This window comes from Microcella sp. (assembly GCF_046293215.1).
Lineage (GTDB): Bacteria > Actinomycetota > Actinomycetes > Actinomycetales > Microbacteriaceae > Microcella.
Genome location: NZ_JBKBPI010000011.1, coordinates 47,984 through 67,197, shown reverse-complemented (window position 1 = coordinate 67,197; position 19,214 = coordinate 47,984). Strand labels below are relative to the sequence as shown.

The 19,214-nt window shown below is 69.8% G+C and carries 14 protein-coding genes; 3 read left to right on the top strand and 11 right to left on the bottom strand.

What is annotated here, in order from left to right; genetic code table 11:
- Positions 1-397 precede the first annotated feature (397 nt).
- Both ACK4SC_RS10480 and ACK4SC_RS10475 read left to right on the top strand, forming a co-directional pair.
- Positions 398-1,687, top strand: coding sequence for an O-acetylhomoserine aminocarboxypropyltransferase/cysteine synthase family protein (locus ACK4SC_RS10480; RefSeq protein ID WP_409617737.1), 1,290 nt, complete (start codon positions 398-400; stop codon positions 1,685-1,687).
- A gap of 76 nt (positions 1,688-1,763) precedes the next feature.
- Positions 1,764-2,294 (top strand): CoA-binding protein, encoded by a 531-nt coding sequence (locus ACK4SC_RS10475; protein ID WP_409617784.1) that lies wholly within the window; start codon positions 1,764-1,766, stop codon positions 2,292-2,294.
- 414 nt (positions 2,295-2,708) lie between these two features.
- Here the strand turns inward: ACK4SC_RS10475 and ACK4SC_RS10470 are convergent, their stop codons facing one another.
- The 5 genes from ACK4SC_RS10470 to ACK4SC_RS10450 are packed head-to-tail and all read right to left on the bottom strand — an operon-like array spanning position 2,709 to position 7,837.
- Positions 2,709-3,551: an aldo/keto reductase gene (locus ACK4SC_RS10470; protein ID WP_409617735.1), complete on the bottom strand. Its 843-nt coding sequence runs from the start codon at positions 3,549-3,551 to the stop codon at positions 2,709-2,711.
- Positions 3,552-3,576: 25 nt separating this feature from the next.
- Positions 3,577-4,716, bottom strand: coding sequence for a bifunctional 2-methylcitrate synthase/citrate synthase (locus tag ACK4SC_RS10465; protein ID WP_409617733.1), 1,140 nt, complete (start codon positions 4,714-4,716; stop codon positions 3,577-3,579).
- A gap of 39 nt (positions 4,717-4,755) precedes the next feature.
- Complete coding sequence (prpB, locus tag ACK4SC_RS10460; protein WP_409617731.1) at positions 4,756-5,652, bottom strand: methylisocitrate lyase; 897 nt, start codon at positions 5,650-5,652, stop codon at positions 4,756-4,758.
- Positions 5,652-7,163: an MmgE/PrpD family protein gene (locus ACK4SC_RS10455; RefSeq protein WP_409617729.1), complete on the bottom strand. Its 1,512-nt coding sequence runs from the start codon at positions 7,161-7,163 to the stop codon at positions 5,652-5,654. The genes prpB and ACK4SC_RS10455 overlap by 1 nt, the downstream gene beginning before the upstream one ends.
- A complete protein-coding gene (locus ACK4SC_RS10450) occupies positions 7,160-7,837 on the bottom strand; it encodes a GntR family transcriptional regulator (RefSeq protein WP_409617727.1) in 678 nt (225 codons plus the stop codon). The genes ACK4SC_RS10455 and ACK4SC_RS10450 overlap by 4 nt, the downstream gene beginning before the upstream one ends.
- A gap of 385 nt (positions 7,838-8,222) precedes the next feature.
- Between ACK4SC_RS10450 and hrpA the strand changes: the two genes are divergently transcribed.
- Positions 8,223-12,155 carry an ATP-dependent RNA helicase HrpA gene (gene hrpA, locus ACK4SC_RS10445; protein WP_409617725.1) on the top strand — a complete coding sequence of 1,311 codons (3,933 nt, stop codon included), beginning with the start codon at positions 8,223-8,225 and terminating at the stop codon, positions 12,153-12,155.
- A 60-nt stretch (positions 12,156-12,215) separates the two neighbouring features.
- Here hrpA and ACK4SC_RS10440 read toward each other — a convergent pair whose 3' ends face one another.
- The 6 genes from ACK4SC_RS10440 to ACK4SC_RS10415 all read right to left on the bottom strand — a co-directional run bounded on the left by ACK4SC_RS10440 (position 12,216) and on the right by ACK4SC_RS10415 (position 19,191).
- Positions 12,216-12,395: a hypothetical protein gene (locus ACK4SC_RS10440; RefSeq protein WP_409617723.1), complete on the bottom strand. Its 180-nt coding sequence runs from the start codon at positions 12,393-12,395 to the stop codon at positions 12,216-12,218.
- Between the two features lie 164 nt (positions 12,396-12,559).
- Positions 12,560-13,930, bottom strand: a complete 1,371-nt coding sequence (locus ACK4SC_RS10435) for a GntP family permease (RefSeq protein ID WP_409617722.1) — start codon at positions 13,928-13,930, stop codon at positions 12,560-12,562.
- The gene (locus tag ACK4SC_RS10430; protein WP_409617720.1) at positions 13,923-15,188 is read right to left on the bottom strand and encodes a glycerate kinase; all 1,266 of its coding nucleotides are present in this window, start codon (positions 15,186-15,188) and stop codon (positions 13,923-13,925) included. The genes ACK4SC_RS10435 and ACK4SC_RS10430 overlap by 8 nt, the downstream gene beginning before the upstream one ends.
- Positions 15,189-15,287: 99 nt before the next feature.
- Positions 15,288-16,391 (bottom strand): sugar diacid recognition domain-containing protein, encoded by a 1,104-nt coding sequence (locus tag ACK4SC_RS10425; protein ID WP_409617718.1) that lies wholly within the window; start codon positions 16,389-16,391, stop codon positions 15,288-15,290.
- A gap of 21 nt (positions 16,392-16,412) precedes the next feature.
- Entirely contained in the window at positions 16,413-18,164 is a 1,752-nt protein-coding gene (locus ACK4SC_RS10420) for an amidohydrolase (RefSeq protein WP_409617716.1), read from the bottom strand.
- A gap of 37 nt (positions 18,165-18,201) precedes the next feature.
- Positions 18,202-19,191, bottom strand: coding sequence for a ribonucleotide-diphosphate reductase subunit beta (locus ACK4SC_RS10415; protein WP_409617714.1), 990 nt, complete (start codon positions 19,189-19,191; stop codon positions 18,202-18,204).
- Positions 19,192-19,214 lie beyond the last annotated feature (23 nt).

The window sequence follows — 19,214 nt, the reverse complement described above, 5'->3', positions numbered from 1 at the left end:
GGCGAGGCGCGCCTCCGCCTGTGGAGTGATTCGCGCATCCCCCGCCTCACCCGCGTGGCCGAGCCCCGCGCGCCCGCGCGCCCTGCCGCCCTACGATGCTCGCGGCCTGCGTAACGTTTCTCAGGAGTAGAGGTACGGGTTGCCGGAAAACCCGCGGGAGTCATCGGTCTCGAGCACCTGAATTCCTGAGAAACGTCACGCGAGAGTCGCCCTTCAGCGGCCCTCGGTCGGCTCGAAGAATCTCCACTGACGGGCCGACCACGATGCGCTGATCCCCGGCCGGAGGCGGGGGGTGCTGGCGAGCGTGGGTATGTGGGCCCGGGCGGGGGCCGCGGGCGCTTACGAAATGTGACGGGGATGCACAGGGCACGTCGCGTCACTCGGTTACGGTGGCGAGATGGCCGACCGCGATTATGGCTTCCGCACGCGTGCCCTGCACGCGGGCAACGTTCCCGACTCGGCGACGGGTGCCCGCGCCCTGCCGATCTACCAGTCGAGCGCGTTCGTGTTCGACGACGCGCAGGATGCCGCCGCGCGCTTCGCCCTGCAGAAGTACGGCAACATCTACTCGCGCCTCGCGAACCCGACCGTGGCGAGCTTCGAGGAGCGCATCGCGAGCCTCGAAGGCGGCCTCGGCGCCGTCGCCACCGCGAGTGGACTGAGCGCGCAGTTCATCACCTTCGCCTCACTCGTCGGCGCCGGCGACCACGTGGTCGCCTCGTCGAACCTCTACGGCGGGTCGATCACGCAGCTCGACGTGACGCTGCGCCGGTTCGGGGTCGAGACGACCTTCGTCGCCAGCGACCAGGCCGACGACTATGCCGCCGCGATCATCCCGGGCCGCACGAAGGTGCTCTTCGCCGAGACGATCGCGAACCCGTCGGGCGACATCGCCGACCTCGAGGCGCTCGCCGACGTGGCGCGCGCGCACGAGATTCCGTTTATCGTCGACTCGACCATCGCGACCCCGTACCTGTGCCGCCCGATCGAGTGGGGCGCCGACGTGGTCACGCACTCCGCGACGAAGTTCTTGGGCGGGCACGGCACGACCCTCGGCGGCGTCGTCGTCGAGTCGGGGCGCTTCGACTGGTCGAACCACAACTTCCCGCTGTTCGAAGAGACCGTGCCGCACTACGGCGGGCTGACCTGGTACGGCAACTTCGGTGAGTACGCCTTCCTCACCCGCCTGCGCGCCGAGCAACTGCGCGACATCGGGCCGTCGCTCGCACCCCACTCGGCGTTCCTGCTCGCGCAGGGCGTCGAAACCCTGCCGTACCGCATGCAGGCACACGTCGACAACGCGCGCGCGGTCGCCGAATGGCTCGAACAGGATGCGCGGGTCGAGACCGTCCGCTGGGCCGGCCTCCCGTCGCACCGCCACCACGACCGCGCCGCGAAGTACACGCCCGCGGGCCCCAGCTCGGTGTTCTCATTCGACGTTCGCGGGGGCCGCGCGGTCGGCGAGAAGCTCATCGAGAACGTGCAGCTCGCCAGTCACCTGGCGAACATCGGCGATGCAAAGACGCTGATCATCCACCCGGCGTCGACGACCCACGCGCAGCTCACCGAGCAGCAGCTTGCTGACTCGGGCATCGGGCCGGGGCTTGTGCGCCTGTCGGTCGGCATCGAAGATGTCGACGACATCATCTACGACCTCGACCAGGCGCTCAGCGCCGCGACTGCGTAAGGGGCGAGCATTGAGCGAAACGAGCATCCCGACCGCGAACGCCGAGGCGACCGAAACCGTCACCCTGGCCAACGGCCTGACCTGCTCACTGCCCGCCGACTCGCCGCTCGCGAAGCTGTGGAGGTCGCAGCGCACCTGGGTCGGCCCATCGGCCAAGGAACGTCTCGCGATACTGCGGAACGCCAAGAGCGTCGCCATCGTTGGTGCGTCACCGAACCCGGCCCGCTCGTCGTACTTCGTCGGAACGTACCTGAAGCAGTCGAGCCCGTACCGCGTCTACTTCGTCAACCCGAACGCGACCGAGATTCTCGGGCAGCCGGCCTACCCGGACCTGCAGTCGCTGCCGGAAGTGCCCGACATCGTCGACGTGTTCCGTCGGGCGAGCGACATCCCGTCGGTCATGGACGACGCGATCGCCGTGGGCGCCCCCACCGTGTGGGTGCAGCTCGGCATCTGGAACGAAGAGGCCGCCTACTACGGTGAGTCGAAGGGGCTCACCGTCGTCATGGACCGCTGCATCAAGGTTGAGCACGCCCGGTTCCACGGCGGGCTGCACCTGATGGGCTTCGACACCGGGGTCATCTCGTCGAAGCGGCAGGCGCGGTAGGGGGTTCGCGGCCCGCGAGCCGCGACCCGCGACCCGCAACCCGCAACCCGCAACCCGCAACCCGCAACCCGCAACCGTCAGGGCTAGCTGACGCGTCCCGCCTTACTGCTTGCGACACGTCGCACTCCTGGGAGTGTGCGACGTGTCGCGAACAGCACGACTGGGGGCGAACCGCCGTCGAGGAGTTTGACGGCGACCCCAACGGTCAGAGAGCACGCCGAAGAACGCCGCGCACGTGCAACGTTGCACGCGCGCGGCAGCGTTCGCCGTGCCTCACGGAAGGGGCGGGCACCCCCGCACGCGCGGCGCGTGCGCCCTGCCTCACCGACGGCGCGGGCGGCCAGGACGCCGGGGCTCAGCCGGCCCTAGGGCCATAGCGCAGCGGACGCAGCGGACGCAGCGGACGCTGCGACCCTAGAAGTCGGTGTTCTCGGGGTGTGCGCCGACGCGCAGGCCCTGGTCGGCCGCCGCGATCGTCGCCATCTCGTCGGCCGAGAGTTCGAAGTCGAACACGTCGGCGTTCTCGACCATACGCTCGCGCTTCGTGGTCTTCGGGAAGACGATGATGCCCTCCTGGATGTGCCAGCGAATCGCGATCTGCTGCACGCTCTTGCCGTGACGTTCGGCGATCTCGGCAAGGCCGGCGAGCTCGGCGAGTTCGTACTTGCCCTGGCCGAGCGGCCCCCACGCCTCGGTGAGGGTGCCGCGCGGCTCCTGGAAGGCGCGCAGTTCGCGCTGCTGGAACGCCGGGTGCAACTCGATCTGATTGACGACCGGAATGACCCCGGTGGCCCTGTCGATGTCTTCCAGGTGCGACTGCATGAAGTTTGAGACTCCGATCGACTTGGCGAGGCCCGCCTCCTTCAGCGCGATAAGCGCCTCCCACGACTCGACGTGCTTGCCGTACTTCGGCGCCGGCCAGTGGATGAGGTACAGGTCGACGTAGTCGAGGCCCAGCCGCTCGAGGCTGGCCTCGAGCGCGGGCCGGGCGGTGTCGGCTCCCTGGTCGCTGTTCCACAGCTTCGTGGTGATGTAGAGCTCATCCCGGGCGATGCCCGACGACGCGATGGCCCGACCGACGCCCTCCTCGTTCTTGTAAATGCGCGCCGTGTCGATGTGCCGGTAGCCGACCTCGAACGCGTCGGAGACGATGCGCTCAGCCTCGTCGGGCTCGACGAGGAAAACCCCCAACCCCATCTGCGGGATGCGGTTTCCGTCGTTCAGGGTCAAGTGCGGCGTAGGGATCGCGTCAGTCATGCTCCCATCCTCACCCATGCGGCTCTCAGCCCGCTGGGACGTCGCGCTGATCAGACCCCGTGTAGACGCTCAGCGGGCGGATCAGCGCGTTCGCGCTCAGCTGCTCCATCACGTGGGCCGTCCAGCCGGTCACCCGCGCGGCCACAAACAGCGGCGTGAAGACCTCCGTGTCGAAGCCCATCAGGTGGTAGGCCGGGCCCGACGGGTAGTCGAGGTTCGGTTTGATGCCCTTGCGCGCATCCATGGCCTGCTCGAGCGCGTCGTACAGCTCCATCATGTCGGCGCGGTCGTAGTGCGCCACCAGCGTCTCGAGCGACGCCTTCATGGTCGGCACCCGCGAGTCGCCGTTCTTGTACACGCGGTGCCCGAACCCCATGATCTTGCGCTTCTCGGCGAGCGCCTCATCGAGCCACGCCTCGGCACGATCGGCGGATCCGATTTCGGCGAACACGTGCATGACGGCCTCGTTGGCGCCGCCGTGCAGCGGGCCCTTCAGCGCGCCGATCGCCCCGGTCACCGCCGAGTACACGTCGCTGAGCGTCGAGGTGATGACGCGCGCCGTGAACGTCGACGCGTTGAACGAGTGCTCGGCGTACAGCGTCATTGAGGTGTCAAACGCGTCGACGACGACCTGCTCGGGCACCTCGCCGAACACCATGTGCAGGAAGTTCGCCGAATAGCCGAGGTCGTCGCGCGGCTCGACCGGGTGCTGGTGGCGGCGGCGGCGCTGCGCGTAGGCGACGATCGCCGGGAGCTGTGCGAACATCCGCATCGATCGTTGCAGCGTGAAGTCGCGGTCGATCCAGGTGCGGTCGCTCGACAGCGTCTCGTCGAGCGCGCCGAGCACGCTGATCGCGGTGCGCACGACATCCATGGGATGCGCGGTGAGCGGAAGCGCGTCGATCGCCTCCTTCACGACCCGGTCGAGGTGGCGGTGAGCCCGCTCGTGCTCCTCGAATTCGGCCAGCTGCTGGTCGGTAGGCAGTTCACCGTGCCAGAGCAGGTACGCGACCTCCTCGAACGTGCACTGCGCCGCGAGTTGCTGCACCGGATAGCCCCGGTAGAGCAGCGAATTGGTCTCGGGGTTGACCTTGCTGATCGCGGTCTCGTCGACGACGACGCCGGCGAGGCCCTTCTTGATGTCGGGTGCGTTCGTGTCGCTCATGCCGTGCTCCTTCGCTCGGGGTCGCTCTCGGTGTGGCGGTCAGCGGCCGGTGTAGGTGAAGATGCCCGCGTCGAAGGCGTTGTACGCCTCGTAGTCGAGCAGCTCGTAGAGCCTGCCTCGAGTCTGCATGCCATCGACCTCGGCGTCGAGGGTGCCGTCGGCGTGCAGTGTGTCGAGCGCCCGCTCGATGGCGCCGAACGCCACGCGCAGAAGCGACACGGGATGGATCACCATGTTCACACCGACGTCGGCGAGCTGCGCGTGGGTGAACAGCGCGCTCTTGCCGAACTCGGTCATGTTAGCGAGGATCGGCACGTCGACCGCGCGCCGCATCGCGGCGAACTCGTCGAGGGTCGCCATCGCTTCGGGGAAGATCGCGTCAGCGCCGGCGTCGGCCAGGGCCTTTGCGCGGTCAATCGCCGCGTCCATCCCTTCGACGCCGCGGATGTCGGTGCGCGCCATGATGACGAGCTCGGGGTCGCGGCGGGCGTCGACGGCCGCGCGGATTCTCTTGATCGCGGTGTCCGCATCCACGACCGATTTGCCATCCAGGTGCCCGCAGCGCTTGGGGTTGACCTGGTCTTCGAGGTGCAGGCCCGCGACGCCCGCGTCTTCGAGCTCATGAACCGTGCGCGCGACATTCATCGGCTCGCCGAAGCCCGTGTCGGCGTCGACGAGGGTCGGCAGGTCGCTCATGCGGCTGATCTGGTGGGCGCGCTGCGCGACCTCGGTGAGCGTCGTCAGCCCGATGTCGGGCAGGCCGAGCTCGGCGGCCATGACCGCACCCGAGATGTAGGCGCCGTCGAAGCCCTTCTCCTGAATCAGGCGGATGCTCAGGGGCGTGAACGCGCCCGGAAAGACCTGCAGGCGCTCGCTCTGCAATCCCGCGCGGAACGCTCGCCGGCGCTCGGTGGGAGTCGTCGATGTCGACAGCATTAGAAGAGTCCCTTCGGGGCGGCGGGCACCGGCGCGATGGGCGTGACCGTGAGCCCGGTGAGTTCGTCGGGGGTGAGCTCGGGCAGGCGAGCGGCGAGCGCGAGGAAGCGGTCGACCTCGTCGTCGGCGAGCACGCCGTCGGCGAGAGTGCGCAGCTTGTTCTCGTATTCGGCGCGGCCGAAGGGGCGGGCGCCGAGCGGGTGCGCGTCGGCGACGGCGATCTCGTCGATCACTGTCTCGCCGCTGGTGAGTTCGATCTCGATGCGACCGCCGAAGGCCTTTTCGGCGAGGTCGAGCGAGTGGTAGCGGCGGGTCCACTCGGCGTCTTCGACCGTCGTGATCTTGTGCCACAGTTCGACGGTGTCGGGGCGGGCGGCGCGCTCGGGGGCGTACGAGTCAACGTGGTGCCAGCGGCCGTCCTGCAGGGCGACGGCGACGATGTAGGGAATCGAGTGGTCGAGCGTCTCGCGGCTGGCCGTCGGGTCATACTTCTGCGGGTCGTTCGCTCCCGAGCCGATGACGTAGTGCGTGTGGTGGCTCGTGTGCAGCACGATGCGCGCGATGTTCGCGGGGTCGCGCAGTTCGGGGCGCTCGGTGCCGAGGCGGCGGGCGAGGTCGATCCACGCCTGCGCCTGGTACTCGGCCGAATGCTCCTTCGTGTAGCTGTCGAGGATGCCGGTGAGCGGCTCGCCGCTGTCGGGCAGCGGCACCTCGTAGCGGGCGGTCGGGCCGCTGAGCAGCCAGGCGATGACGCCGTCTTCGCCCTCGTAGATGGGGCTGGGGCTGGTCTGGCCGCGCAGGGCCCGGTCGACGGCTTCGACGGCCATCTTGCCGGCGAAGGCGGGGGCGTGCGCCTTCCAGGTCGAGATCTCGCCCTTGCGCGACTGGCGCGTGGCGGTGGTGGTATGCAGGGCCTGGCCGATGGCCTGGAAGATCGTGCTCTGGTCGAGCTTCAACAGGGTGCCGATGCCAGCCGCGGCGCTCGGGCCGAGGTGGGCGACGTGGTCGATCTTGTGCTCGTGCAGGCAGATGGCCTTCACGAGGTCGATCTGGATTTCGTAGCCGGTGAGCAGGCCTTTGAGCAGCTGCTCGCCGGTGGCGCCGGCGTGCTGGGCGACGGCGAGGATCGGCGGGATGTTGTCGCCCGGATGCGAGTAGTCGGCGGCCAGGAAGGTGTCGTGGTAGTCGAGCTCGCGCACGGCCACGCCGTTCGCCCAGGCGGCCCATTCGGGGCTCACCGTCTGCGTTGCCGGCAGCCCGAAGACGGTGGCGCCGGGCGTGTACGGGTGGTTTTCGGCCTGCCCGCGGGCGCTAACGACGGGGGCGCGGCCGAGGCTCGCGGTGGCGACGGCGGCGTTGTCGATCACGCGGTTGATGACCATGTCGACGGCCGCGTCGTCGAGCGGGCGGTCCTGCTCGGCGGCGAGAGCGGCGAGCTTGCCGGCGAGCTGCTCGGAGGCGGCGAGCGGCTCGCTGCTCTTGTAGGTGCGCACGGTGTGCGTGGTCGTCATGGGGTGCTCCCTTTCAGGTGGGCGTGGATGCTCGTGAGCGCGTTGTGCAGGTGCAGGTGCGTTGCGTGGGCGGCCCGTTCCGCGTCGCCGTCGGCGATGGCTGCGGCGATGGCGCCGTGTTCTGAGGCGGATGCGACGAGTCGCGCATCGTCGTCGTGCGCGAGGCGGCGCACGCGCGCGAGGTGGGTGCGCACCCGCACAAGTGCGGAGGCGAGGTGGCGGCTGCGGCCGAGCGCGTGGTCGATCGCGTTGTCGAACTCGGCCACGAGGGCGTAGTAGCCGTGGCGCCCGGCGTCGTCGTCAGCAAGAGAAGAGGCGGTGACAATGTCGAATCGCTCGGCGAGGGTACGGAACCGTTCGCGCTGCTCGGGGGTGGCGCGGGCGGCGGCGAGGCGAGCGGCCTGCTCGTCGAGGGCGCGGCGCAGGTCGAAGAGGGCGGTGACGTCGTCGGCATCAATGCTGCTGACGACGAGCGTGCGGGGGCCGAGCTCGGTAGCGAGGCCGTCGTCGATGAGGCGGGCGAAGGCCTCGCGCACGGGAGTGCGACTCATGCCGAGGCGCTGGGCCTGGTCAACCTCGGCGAGCGAGCTGCCGGGGGCGAGCTCACCGTCGATGATGGCGGCGCGCAGGGTCGCGTAGGCGCGATCCGCTGCCGTACCACTCTCCTGCGCCATGCTTCTAATGTATACATAAATGCTGTCTGGGTCGACATCTACACCAGGGCAAGGCTTTTCCGTATACACCAGCAGTGGTCAGGGTCGCTCTCGCGCCAATGCGGATCGCGCTCATGACCGATGTCACGCGGGCTGAGCTGGGAGGCGCGAACGTTCTCGTCACCCGGGGCAAACCTGGTCTTACCGTTTCGGACACGTCGTACAACCGTGGACATACGAGGTGTCGTTTTCGACACGAAGGACGAAGGCGACGCGCGAGGGCGACGCGTGGGGCAACGCGGGACGTGCATGGACGCTGATGCCGTGGTCTGCTCATCGCCTCAGTTGCGTCACCGACCGCCCCCGCGCGGGCCGCGCAGGCGCCGCGCCATAGACTGGAGGGCTGATGATTGCCGCCGCCGCGCCGGGAGCCGACCCGCGCATCCACTACCCACCGGATCTGCCGGTGTCGCAGCGGCGCGACGACATTCTCGAAGCCTTACGCGACAACCAGGTCGTGATCGTCGCCGGCGAGACCGGCTCGGGCAAGACGACCCAGCTACCGAAGATGCTGCTCGAGCTCGGCTACGAGCGCATCGCGCACACGCAGCCACGCCGTATTGCCGCCCGCACGATTGCCGAGCGCGTCGCCGAGGAGCTCGGCACCCGGGTCGGCGACACCGTCGGCTACAAGGTGCGGTTCACCGACGAGGTCACCGACGCGACGCGCCTCACGCTCATGACCGATGGCATCCTGCTCGCGGCCCTGCGCGGAGACCGCGAGCTGAACCGCTACGACGCGATCATCATCGACGAGGCGCACGAGCGCTCGCTCACCATCGACTTCCTGCTCGGCTACCTCAAGCAGCTGCTGCCCCGCCGCCCCGAGCTGAAGCTCGTCATCACCTCGGCGACAATCGACCCCGAGAGCTTCGCGAAGCACTTCGCCGCAGGCGACGGCAGCCCGGCGCCCATCATCGAGGTGAGCGGGCGCACCTACCCGGTCGAAATTCGGTACCGGCCGCTCGTGCCCGATGCCGACGTGCCGGGCGACGACGGAGACGACTCCGACGGCGCCGACGCCCCCAGCACCCCCGACGACGCGATCGACATGATCGAGGGGGTCATCGCTGCCGTCGACGAGCTCGAGCGCGACACCGACGGCGACGTGCTCGTCTTCTTCAGCGGCGAGAACGAGATCCGGGATGCGGCAGACGCGCTCCGCGGCCACTTCCAGAAACGCGGAACGCGAGGCGCCGCCACCGAAGTGCTGCCGCTCTACGGGCGGTTGTCGGCCGCCGAACAGCACCGTGTTTTCGAGAAGCCAGCCCCGGGCATCCGTCGCCGCATCGTGCTCGCGACGAACGTCGCCGAGACGAGCCTGACGGTGCCGGGCATTCGCAGCGTCGTCGACACCGGCACCGCCCGCATCTCGCGCTACTCGGCGCGGGCGAAGGTGCAGCGCCTGCCGATCGAGCCGATCTCGCAGGCGAGCGCCAACCAGCGTTCGGGCCGCGCGGGGCGCACGAGCGACGGCATCGCTATTCGCCTGTACTCGCAGCTCGACTACGAGAAGCGGCCCGAGTTCACCGACCCCGAGATTCTGCGCACTAACCTCGCCGCCGTGATCCTGCAGATGATCTCGCTCGGGCTCGGCGACATCGAGCGCTTTCCGTTCCTGCAGCCGCCCGACAAGCGCGGCGTGAAGGACGGCGTCGACCTGCTGCTGGAACTCGGCGCGATCGACAAGCGCGGGGACGAGCTGCGCATCACCCGCGTCGGCCGGGCAATCGCGCCCCTGCCCCTCGACCCGCGCTACGCCCGCATGGTCGTCGAGGCGCAAAAACTCGGCGTCGCGCGCGAGGTCATCGCGATCGTGGCAGGGCTGAGCATCCAGGACCCGCGCGAGCGACCCGCCGAGCACCGCGAGAAGGCCGACCAGCTGCACGCGCGCTTCCGGGACCCGACGAGCGACTTCATCACGCTGCTGAACCTCTGGAAGCACCTGCAGCGGCGGCAGAAGGAGCTCAGCGGCAACGCGTTCCGGCGCGAGGTGCGCGGCGAGTTCCTCAACTACCTGCGCATTCGCGAGTGGCAAGACGTCGAGCGACAGGTGCGCCGACTCCTTCCCAAGGGCTCCGTCCCTGGCGGTGCGATGCAGGATACCGCCGACGCCGACATGGTGCACAGAGCCCTCCTGTCGGGCCTGCTCAGCCACATCGGCCTACGGGACGACCGCGACACCGGCAGCCCCACCTCGACGAACAAGGGGCGCGACGGCCGCTCCCCCGGCCGCTCCGCCCGCGGCCGCGAATACCTGGGCGCGCGGCAGCGGCGCTTCGTGATCTTCCCCGGCTCGGGGCTCGCAAAGAAGCAGCCGGCCGCCGTGATGGCCACCGAGCTCGTCGAGACGAGCCGACTGTTCGCCCGCACGGTCGCGCAGATTGACCCGGCCTGGGCCGAGCCGCTTGCTGCCCACCTCGTGAAGCGGCAGTACAGCGAGCCGCGGTGGGAGAAGCGCCAGGGCTCGGCCGTCGTCGACGAAAAGGTGACCCTGTTCGGCGTGCCGATCGTGCCGCGCCGCCGCGCGCAGCTCGCCCGCATCGACGCTCCGCTCGCCCGCGAGCTGTTCATCCGCCACGCCCTCGTCGAGGGCGAGTGGGACACCTCGCGCCTCGACAAGCGCCTCACAGCCTTCCTGCGCACGAACGCGCAGCTGCGGCGCGAACTCGAAAAACTCGAGGAGCGGCAGCGCCGCCGCGACATCCTGCTCGACGACGAAAAGCTCGTGGACTTCTACGAGGCGCGGCTGCCGGAGGACGTCACCGACGTGCGCCGCTTCGAACGGTGGTGGCGGGATGCGCGCCGCGAGCATCCGGATCTGCTCACGCTGTCGAGGTCCGACCTCGTCGACGCGGAGGAGCTGCCGCAGGGAGACGAAGACGCGTACCCGACCCGGCTGACGCTCGGCGATCAGACGCTGAGCGTCGGCTACCGCTTCGAGCCGGGCAGCGCCGACGACGGGGTCACGGTGACTGTGCCGCTGCCGCTCTTGCCCCGACTCGACGACGCCGGCTTCGACTGGCTCGTGCCGGGCCTGCGCCACGAGCTGGTGACCGCGCTCATCAAGACCCTGCCGAAGTCGGTGCGGCGCAACGTTGTGCCGGCGGCCGACTGGGCGACCCGGCTGCTGGCGGAGGTGCCCGACGGCGCCGACCTGCGCGAGCTGCGCATCACCGAGTTTCTGGCGCGCGAGATCCGCCGGCAGACGTTCACGCCGGTCGAGCCGGACGACTTCGACCTCGAGCGTCTGCCGGCGCACCTGCGCATGGGCTACGCCGTCGTCGACGACCGCGGGCGGCGTCTCGCCCGCGGCACCGACCTCGCCTCGCTGCAGGCGAAGCTGAAGACCCGCACCCGCGACTCGGTGGCGCGCGTGGCGACGGCGGCGGCCCGGGCGCCGATCGAGCGCGGAGGCATCACCGTGTGGGACGACACGGTCGGCGAGGCCGGCACCGTGCCCCGCCAGGTCGAGGTTCGTCGGGCCGAGACGACGATCCGCGGCTACCCGGCACTCGTCGACGAGGGGGCGGCCGTCGCGCTGCGCCTGCAGGTCTCGGTCGACGATCAGCTGCGGGCGCACCGGGCGGGAGTGCGGCGCCTCGTGCAGCTGGCCGTGCCGTCGCCGCTGAGCTACGTGCAGGAGCACCTGACCCACGCCGAGAAGCTGTCGCTCGCCGCCTCCCCATACCGGTCGACGGCGGCCCTCATCGACGACGCGCTGCGCGCCGTCATCGACGCCGAAATGGATGCGCGCAGCGAGCTGCCGTGGACGCACGCCGATTTCGAGGCGGTCCGCGACGCGGTGAACCGGGGTTTGCCGGATCGCCTGTTCCGGATCGTGGCGACGGCGGCATCCGTGTTGGCGGCGGCCCGCGAGGCGGACGTGGCGATCAGCCGAACCTCGTCGCTGTCGCTCATGGCGCCGCTGGCCGACTGCCGCGCGCAGCTGAGCCAGCTGGTGTTCGACGGCTTCATCGGCCGCACGGGGCTCGAGCGCCTGCCGCGACTCGTGGTTTACCTGCGCGGCATCGCGCACCGAGTCGAGAAGTTGGCCGAGAACCCGGGCCGCGACCGCGCCGGTCAGACCGAGTTCGAGACGGCGCAGCGCCTCTTCGAGCAGTCGGGCGGGGCGTTGCCGCTGCCCGCCGACGCGCGCGCCGAGCTGGTCTCGGTGCGCTGGATGCTCGAGGAGCTACGCCTCTCGCTTTTCGCCCAGCCGCTCGGGCCCCACGGGCCGATCTCGGTGCAGCGCGTTCGCAAGGCGCTGGCGGGGTAGGCGGTCCCCTCACGGCGCGGACGTGGGCGCTAGTTGCGCGCCTGTCCGTGCGTCAAGCGGTCAGGCATCAGAAGGGCCGCCCTCGCGCGGATAGCGGTCGTCGTATCCCTGAGCGCCGGGGCGACGTCGCGACGACACGACGAGGGCAACGACGACTGCGACCGTGCCAACGACCACGAGCAGCGTGACCCCCAGAAGCAAAAACCCTGTCCACCCGGCGACAACACTCAACTGGTCCACCCCACCTCGTCATGGGCCGAGCGACAGATGCTCACCCTTGGGTGAAGTCTGACACAGCCGCGGATACGGCGCCACGGCTACTTCATGGCGCCTGTGCCGCGGAAGGCACATTCTGTGGGCGCGGGCCCGTCCCCGGAACCCGCGCCCACAGCATCCCCCACCCCCTAGAGGAGAAACAGCGACAGCACCCACACCGCCGCGAAGCCCGCGAGGCCCTGCACGGCCGTCGCCGGCGTCAAGGTGCGGTAGGCCGTCGCAACCGGGATGCGGCTCAGCTGCGACACGACCCAGAAGAAGCTGTCGTTCGCGTGCGACACAACCATCGCGCCGGCACCCGTCGCAAGCACCGCGAGTACGGCGCCGATCGGGCTGTCGAGGCCGAGCGATCCGAGCAGCGGGAACAGCAGCGTCGACGTCGTCACGAGCGCCACGGTCGACGAACCCTGCGCCGACTTCAGCGCCGCCGACACGAGGAACGGCACGGCGATGCCGAGGCCGAGGCTGGCGAGCGATGCGCCCAGGGTGTCGACGAGGTCGGAGGCGGCGAGCACCGCGCCGAAGCTCGCACCGGCGGCCGTGATCAAGAGGATCGGCGCGGCCACGCGGATGCCCTCCGCGACGCGGTCGCTGAACGCATCCTTCTCGCGGCGCGCTCCGCGCAGTGCGAGCGCCGCCACGATGACACCGACGGCCAGCGCAACCGCGGGCGCGCCCAGCAGGCGGAAGGTGATCGTCAGCGGCGACTCCTCGCCGAAGGGGGCGGTCGGCAGGGCGGCGACCGAGCCAAGGCAGATCAGGATGATCGGAACAAGGATCGGCAGGAACGACACGAACGCGCTCGGCAGCTTTCCGTAGCTGGCCCGCAGCTCCTCCCACGACGCGTTCGCTGCGATGGCGTCCTCCGACTCCTCCGGGAGGAGCGGGATGTCGGAGTTGCGGTACAGCTGAGCGAAGGCGAGTCCGGCGATCGCGGAGACGGCGGCGACGATGAGGCCGAGTCCGATGATCAGGCCGAGCTGGTCGAGGGCGCCGTAGTTGCTCGCTGCCGCGATCGGCCCGGGGGTCGGCGGCACGAAAACGTGCGTCGCGTACAGACCAGTCATGAGCGCGATCGTCATCACGATGGGGTTCGCGCCGGCGCGCACGGTCACGGCCTTTTTCAGGGAATTGAGGATCACGAAGCCCGAATCGCAGAACACGGGGATCGACACGATGTACCCGATGAGAGACATCGTGAGGCCAGGGAACCTCTTGCCGAGCACGCGGAGGATCGCCTCAGCCATTGCGATCGCGGCGCCGGTACGTTCGAGGATGACGCCGATGATCGTGCCGAAGACGATCACGATGCCGATGTTGCCGAGCGTGCGCCCGAACGCCTCCGTGATGGTCGGAACAACATCGAGGGGGGCGAGCCGCAAGGCGAACGCGCCGACGAACGCGGCGCCGAGCAGCGCGAGGAACGGATGAAGCCGGAACCGTGCCGTCGCGACGACAATCGCGGCGACGAGCACCAGCAGGATGATGACGTCAATCATGAACCTTCTCCTTTGATGGTTCTTCGGGTGGCGATCCCGCGGGTGCGGAATCGGACAGCGGGTGCCCCGCGACGCTCAGCGACGAACGCGTGGCGACGAAGGCCCCGACGGTGATGAGCGACGCCGCCCGTTCGGCGGCGTCGCGAACGAGCTCGCCCGCGCGGGTGAGCAGCTCGTCGATGGTGGCGGCGCCCGGTGCGATCGGCACGGCGGCGGTGATGCCCGCCGATCGGAGCTCCGTCGGCGACAGCGTGACGCGACCCGCGATGGCGATGACCGGCACCCCGGCGTCGCCCGCAAGTTGGGCGATAGCGCCGGGCACCTTCCCCCTCAGCGACTGCGCGTCCAGCGACCCCTCCCCCGTCACGACGAGATCGGATGCGCGAATCGCGTCAGCGAGACCGATCGCCTCTGCGACGAGATCCATTCCGGGCTCAAGCTCGGCGCCGACCACGGCATGCAGCAGCGCGGGGATTCCCCCGGCGGCGCCGCCGCCGACGACGGAGCGCATGTCGATGCCGGTCTCTCGCAGGATGATCGTCGCCAGGGTGTCGAGGCCGCGGTCGAGGGCCGCGACGTCGGCCGGGTTCGCGCCCTTCTGCGGACCGAAGACCGCCGCAGCGCCGTCCGGTCCCGTGAGCGGGTTCGTAACGTCGCAGGCGATTCGCCATCGCGCGTGGCGTGCTCGGCTATCGAGTCCGCTCAGGTCGACGGTGGCGAGCTCGACGAGCGGACCGCCGCCGGCGGCGAGCTCGCGCCCCCGAGCATCCAGGAAACGGGCGCCGAGCGCCCGCAGCATACCGACGCCGCCGTCGGTGGTCGCGGAGCCGCCGACGGTGATGACCAACTCATCGGCACCGGCATCGAGCGCCGCACGCACAAGCGCGCCGACACCGGCGGAGTCGGCGTCGCGGGCGCGCAGCGGCTGGTCATCAACGTGGGGAAGCCCGTTCGCCTCGGCGGCCTCGACGATTGCGCGTCCGCCGGGAAGGATGCCGACCCGGCCGGTGCGCGAGCGACCGAGCGCGTCGGTGGTGGGAACGTCGACGAGGTGGGCGTCGGTCGCGGCGACCAGGATCTCGAGGGTGCCCTCGCCGCCGTCGGCGACCGGGAGGGTGCGGATGTCCGCCGACGAACCGAGTACCGCGGCAACGCCCGCCGCGATGTGACGCGCAGCCTCGTCAGCGGTCAGGCTGCCCTTGAATGAATCGGGCGCGACCAGGATGCGAAGGGGCGATGCCGACGACGGTGTGAGCACGCTTCGACAGTAGAAACTCCGCCCGGCCGTGTCATCGTCATAGTGCGCAGTTCAGCGCGGCATTTCTCGCGGATAAATGTGCACTGTGCACATTTGTGGTCACGGATGGTCCTCGGCCCGCTCGGCGAGAAGCGCGAGCGTGATGCGCGCGAGTGCACCCGGTTCGGTGACGGACCATCCGCCGAGCGACTGGATGCGGTCCACGCGCGCCGCGACCGTGTTGCGGTGGCGGTCGAGCATAACGGCCGCTCGCGACACTGAGCCGCCGGCCGCCGCCAGCGCGGTGAGTGTGTGTCGGTCACTCGCCGACAGGCCGCCGAGCACGCGTGTGACGAGCTCTCGGCGTGCCGCCGAGGTCATTCCTGCGACGATCGCCTCCGACTCCAGGTCATCGAGGCTGGAGCCGCCCGGTGGGATCAGGGCGGGAACCGCAAGCAGCGCGCGCAGGCGACGAGCGGCGTCACCGAGCGCCTCGAGGCTTGCCAGCTCGCCCGAATCGAGGATGCTCGCACCTTCTTCACGTGCGCGGTGGCGGAACATCTCGATGCGGTCCGCGGTCGCGCCGCCGACGACGATCCACAGCCCGTCGAGGTCGACGACGCTGAAGCCCGAGCCGACCGCACGCGCGGAACGGATCAGTCGCGCGGCAGCGGCGGGAGGGGTGGCCGGTCCCGACGCCTCCGCGCCCAGCTGCCGCGGGTCCACCGCGACGATGATGCGAAAAGGCGCGTCGAGCATCCCCCCTGCCGCAGCGGAACGGGCGGCCAGTTCTGCCGGGCCGAGCGCGCCGGCAACCAGCCCGGCGATGACGTCGCGCGCGATCGCGTCGCGGGCGGTGCGCGCATCCTGTTCCGACTCCGCGTCGAGGATCAGCCGCAGCGCGAGCAACAGCAGCGTCGCGACCTCCTCGACCTCGTCGGGGTCGCCGGTCACGCCGACCACGCCAAGCACGGCGCCATCGACGATCAGCGGGGCGTTCACGCCGGGCCGCACGCCGTCGCGGGCGTTCTCGCCGTGCACCCTGACCGCGGCGCGCTCCGCGGCGGCGCGAGCCGCCGCCCAGTGCGTCAGGCCGAGGCGCGACCGGTCGAGCGAGGCGATGATCACGCCGTCGGCATCCATGAGGTTGACGTTGTGCGCGACCGATGCCGCCACCTGGTCGACGAGGCGCTGCGCGAGTGCGGGGTTCAGCGCGCCGTCCACGCCGCCACCCTATCCGTGCGCTCAGCCGAACACGCGGCGGCCGGCGACCCAGGTGCCGACGTTGCGGGTTTCGTGGATGCTCGCCGCGCCTGCCGAGAACGGGTCGCGGTCGGTCGCGGCGAGGTCCGCGACGGCGCCCACCTCGATAACGCCCGCGCCGCGCGCGACGCGACCACGCGCATCCACCACCGGATCGGCGGGGCCGCGGCCCGTGATCCACGCGGAGCCGGCCGTGTACGCCTGCAGGGCGTCAGCCAGCGTCAGCGCCTCGTGCGGCAGCAGCGGCTCCGGGTCGTGCTCGGGGTCATTCGCTGGCAGCGTGCGATTCACCGCCACGTGGATTGCCTGCCACGGGTCGGGGGTCGACACCGGCCAGTCGCTGCCGGCGCACAAGCGCGGGTCGGCGGACACCGGCGCGCCCACCGGTTTCTGACGCAGGATCGACGCGAACGGGTACTGGGTCGCGGCGCGCTGCGGCCCCACGATCGGCACCGTCAGCTCGCGCATCTGCGGCTCGTTGCACGCCCACAACGCCTGCATGTTCGCCGTCACGCCGAGCGCGGCGAAGCGCGCCACATCGTCGGGATGCACGAACTGCACGTGCGCGAGGTGGTGGCGGCCGGGGGTGCTCCAGCCGTTGCGCTCGCGCGCGGCCGCAAAGCCGTCGAGGGCGTCGCGGACCGCGCGGTCGCCGATCACATGCACGTGGGCCGAGAAGCCCGCCGCGTCGAGAGCGACAATCGCGTCGAGCAGCTCCTGCCCGCCGACGAAGGCGATGCCGCGGGGATGCTCGGGGCTCGCCACGTCGCCCACGTACGGCTCCAGCATCGACGCCGTGCCGTTCTCGACCACACCGTCGGCCATGATCTTCACCGCGGGCAGGCGGAAGCGGGCGTCCGTGCCCAACGCATCGACCAGCGCTTCACGCCGAGTGACCAACTCGGGCACCTGCTCGACCCCGCGCTCGCGGTCCCACCACAGCGCACCGGTGACGTCAATGAGTAGGCGGGTTTCATCCAGCGCGCGGCGGTAGACAAGCGCGGTGTCCGAGGCGCCGAAGTAGTCGCCGACGATCGCGTCGTGCCACCCGGTGATGCCGAGGCTCACGGCGTAACGCTGCGCCTCCAGCAGCGCCGCGAACTCCTCGTCGGGCGTCGGGGCGGGCGCCACCGCCGCGACCAGCTTCGCGGCCCCCTCATGCAGCGTTCCCGACGGCGAGCCATCGGGAAGGCGCTCGATGCGGCCGTCGGCCGGGTCGGCGGTGTCGGCCGTGATGCCCGCGAGGGCGAGCGCCGCCGAGTTGACCCACGCGCCGTGGTGGTCGCGGTTGTACAGAAACACCGGGCGGATCGGCTCGACCTCGTCGAGTAGTGCGGCCGTGGGCGCGCCACCCGGGAAGGCGCTCATCGCCCACCCGCCGCCGGTGATCCAGGCGCGCGAAGCGTCGCAGCCGCGAGGCGGGTTCGCCGCGGCAAAGCGCACGACGATGTCGAGGTACTCCGACACCGATGACCCCTCGCTCAGGTCACACGACAGTCGCTCGAGCCCACCCTGGATGGGGTGGATGTGCGCGTCGACAAACCCGGCGTGCAGCAGGCCGCCCGCCAGGTCGACAACCTCGGTGCCGGGGCCGCGCAGCGACGTGAGATCAGCATCCACCGCGACGATGACGCCGTCGGAGACGGCGACGTCGAGGCGCTCCGGCAACGACGAACCGCCCGTGCCGCGCCACACGACCCCGTTCGTGAACAGGAGGTCGCACGGCTGAGACACGGGCGGTTCGATCGAGCGCTACAGCAACGACACCGAACTAGCTGCGCGAGCTCGAGCCCGAGTTCACCTCGTAGGAGGTGTTGACCGACTCGAAGAAGTTCACGAGCTGCAGGGTGTCGTTCGCCGTCGCCATCCACTTGGCCGGGTTCGCCACGTTGTACTCGGGCTCGAAGCCGAGCTCCTCCAGGCGACGGTCGGCCAGGTACTTCACGTACTGGTTGATGTAGTTGGCGTTGAGCCCGAGGATGCCGTTCGGCAGGAGGTCGTGGTTGTACGCCTCCTCCATCTCGACCGCGTCGAGGATCATCTGGCGGATCTCGGCGGCGAACTCGGGCGTCTGCAGGTCGGGGTTCTCCTCCAGCACCGTGAGGATCAGGTTGATGCCGAACTTCAGGTGCAGCGACTCATCGCGCACGATCCAGTCGACGAGCGAGCCGAAGTTGCGCAGGAGGTTCCGCTGGCGGAACGACAGCGCCACCATGAAGCCCGAGTAGAACCAGATGCCCTCGAGGATCACGTTGTATGCGACCAGGTTGCGGATGAAGTCCTGCTTGCCCTCGGTCGTCGTGATGTCGAGCGTGTCCTCGGTCATGCGCTTGATGAACTTGACCTCGAACTCCTCCTTGCGCGCCATCGACGGCACGTCGACGTGGCTGTCGTAGGCGGCGGCGCGGTCGATGGGGAAGGTCTCGAGCACGTACTCGAAGCTCATGCAGTGGTTGGCTTCCTCCCACATCTGCTTCGCGAGGTACAGGTGCGCCTCGGGAGCCTTGACATAGGGGTAGACGCCGAACGCGAGCGCCTTGTTGACGAGCAGCTCGTTCGGGTTGAAGTACGACATGAGGAACGTGATCGCGTGGCGCTCCTCGTCGGTCATCTTCTTGAAGTCGGCGATGTCTTCGCCAAGCTGAACCTCGTTGGGGAACCACGTGTTCGCAACGGCCTGGTCGTACAGGTCCATCGCCCACTTGTACGTAACGGGCTTCAGGAGGAGGCCCTCCTGAATTCCTGTGCCGAGAATGCCCATGGTGTGCGCTTCCTTCTGTGAGT

Coding starts and splice junctions, on each gene's coding strand:
- ACK4SC_RS10415 (WP_409617714.1), bottom strand. CDS start 19,191: ATGGGCATTCTCGGCACAGGAATTCAGGAGGGCCTCCTCCTGAAGCCC.
- hrpA (WP_409617725.1), top strand. CDS start 8,223: ATGATTGCCGCCGCCGCGCCGGGAGCCGACCCGCGCATCCACTACCCA.
- ACK4SC_RS10450 (WP_409617727.1), bottom strand. CDS start 7,837: ATGGCGCAGGAGAGTGGTACGGCAGCGGATCGCGCCTACGCGACCCTG.
- ACK4SC_RS10455 (WP_409617729.1), bottom strand. CDS start 7,163: ATGACGACCACGCACACCGTGCGCACCTACAAGAGCAGCGAGCCGCTC.
- ACK4SC_RS10480 (WP_409617737.1), top strand. CDS start 398: ATGGCCGACCGCGATTATGGCTTCCGCACGCGTGCCCTGCACGCGGGC.
- ACK4SC_RS10470 (WP_409617735.1), bottom strand. CDS start 3,551: ATGACTGACGCGATCCCTACGCCGCACTTGACCCTGAACGACGGAAAC.
- ACK4SC_RS10465 (WP_409617733.1), bottom strand. CDS start 4,716: ATGAGCGACACGAACGCACCCGACATCAAGAAGGGCCTCGCCGGCGTC.
- prpB (WP_409617731.1), bottom strand. CDS start 5,652: ATGCTGTCGACATCGACGACTCCCACCGAGCGCCGGCGAGCGTTCCGC.
- ACK4SC_RS10435 (WP_409617722.1), bottom strand. CDS start 13,930: ATGATTGACGTCATCATCCTGCTGGTGCTCGTCGCCGCGATTGTCGTC.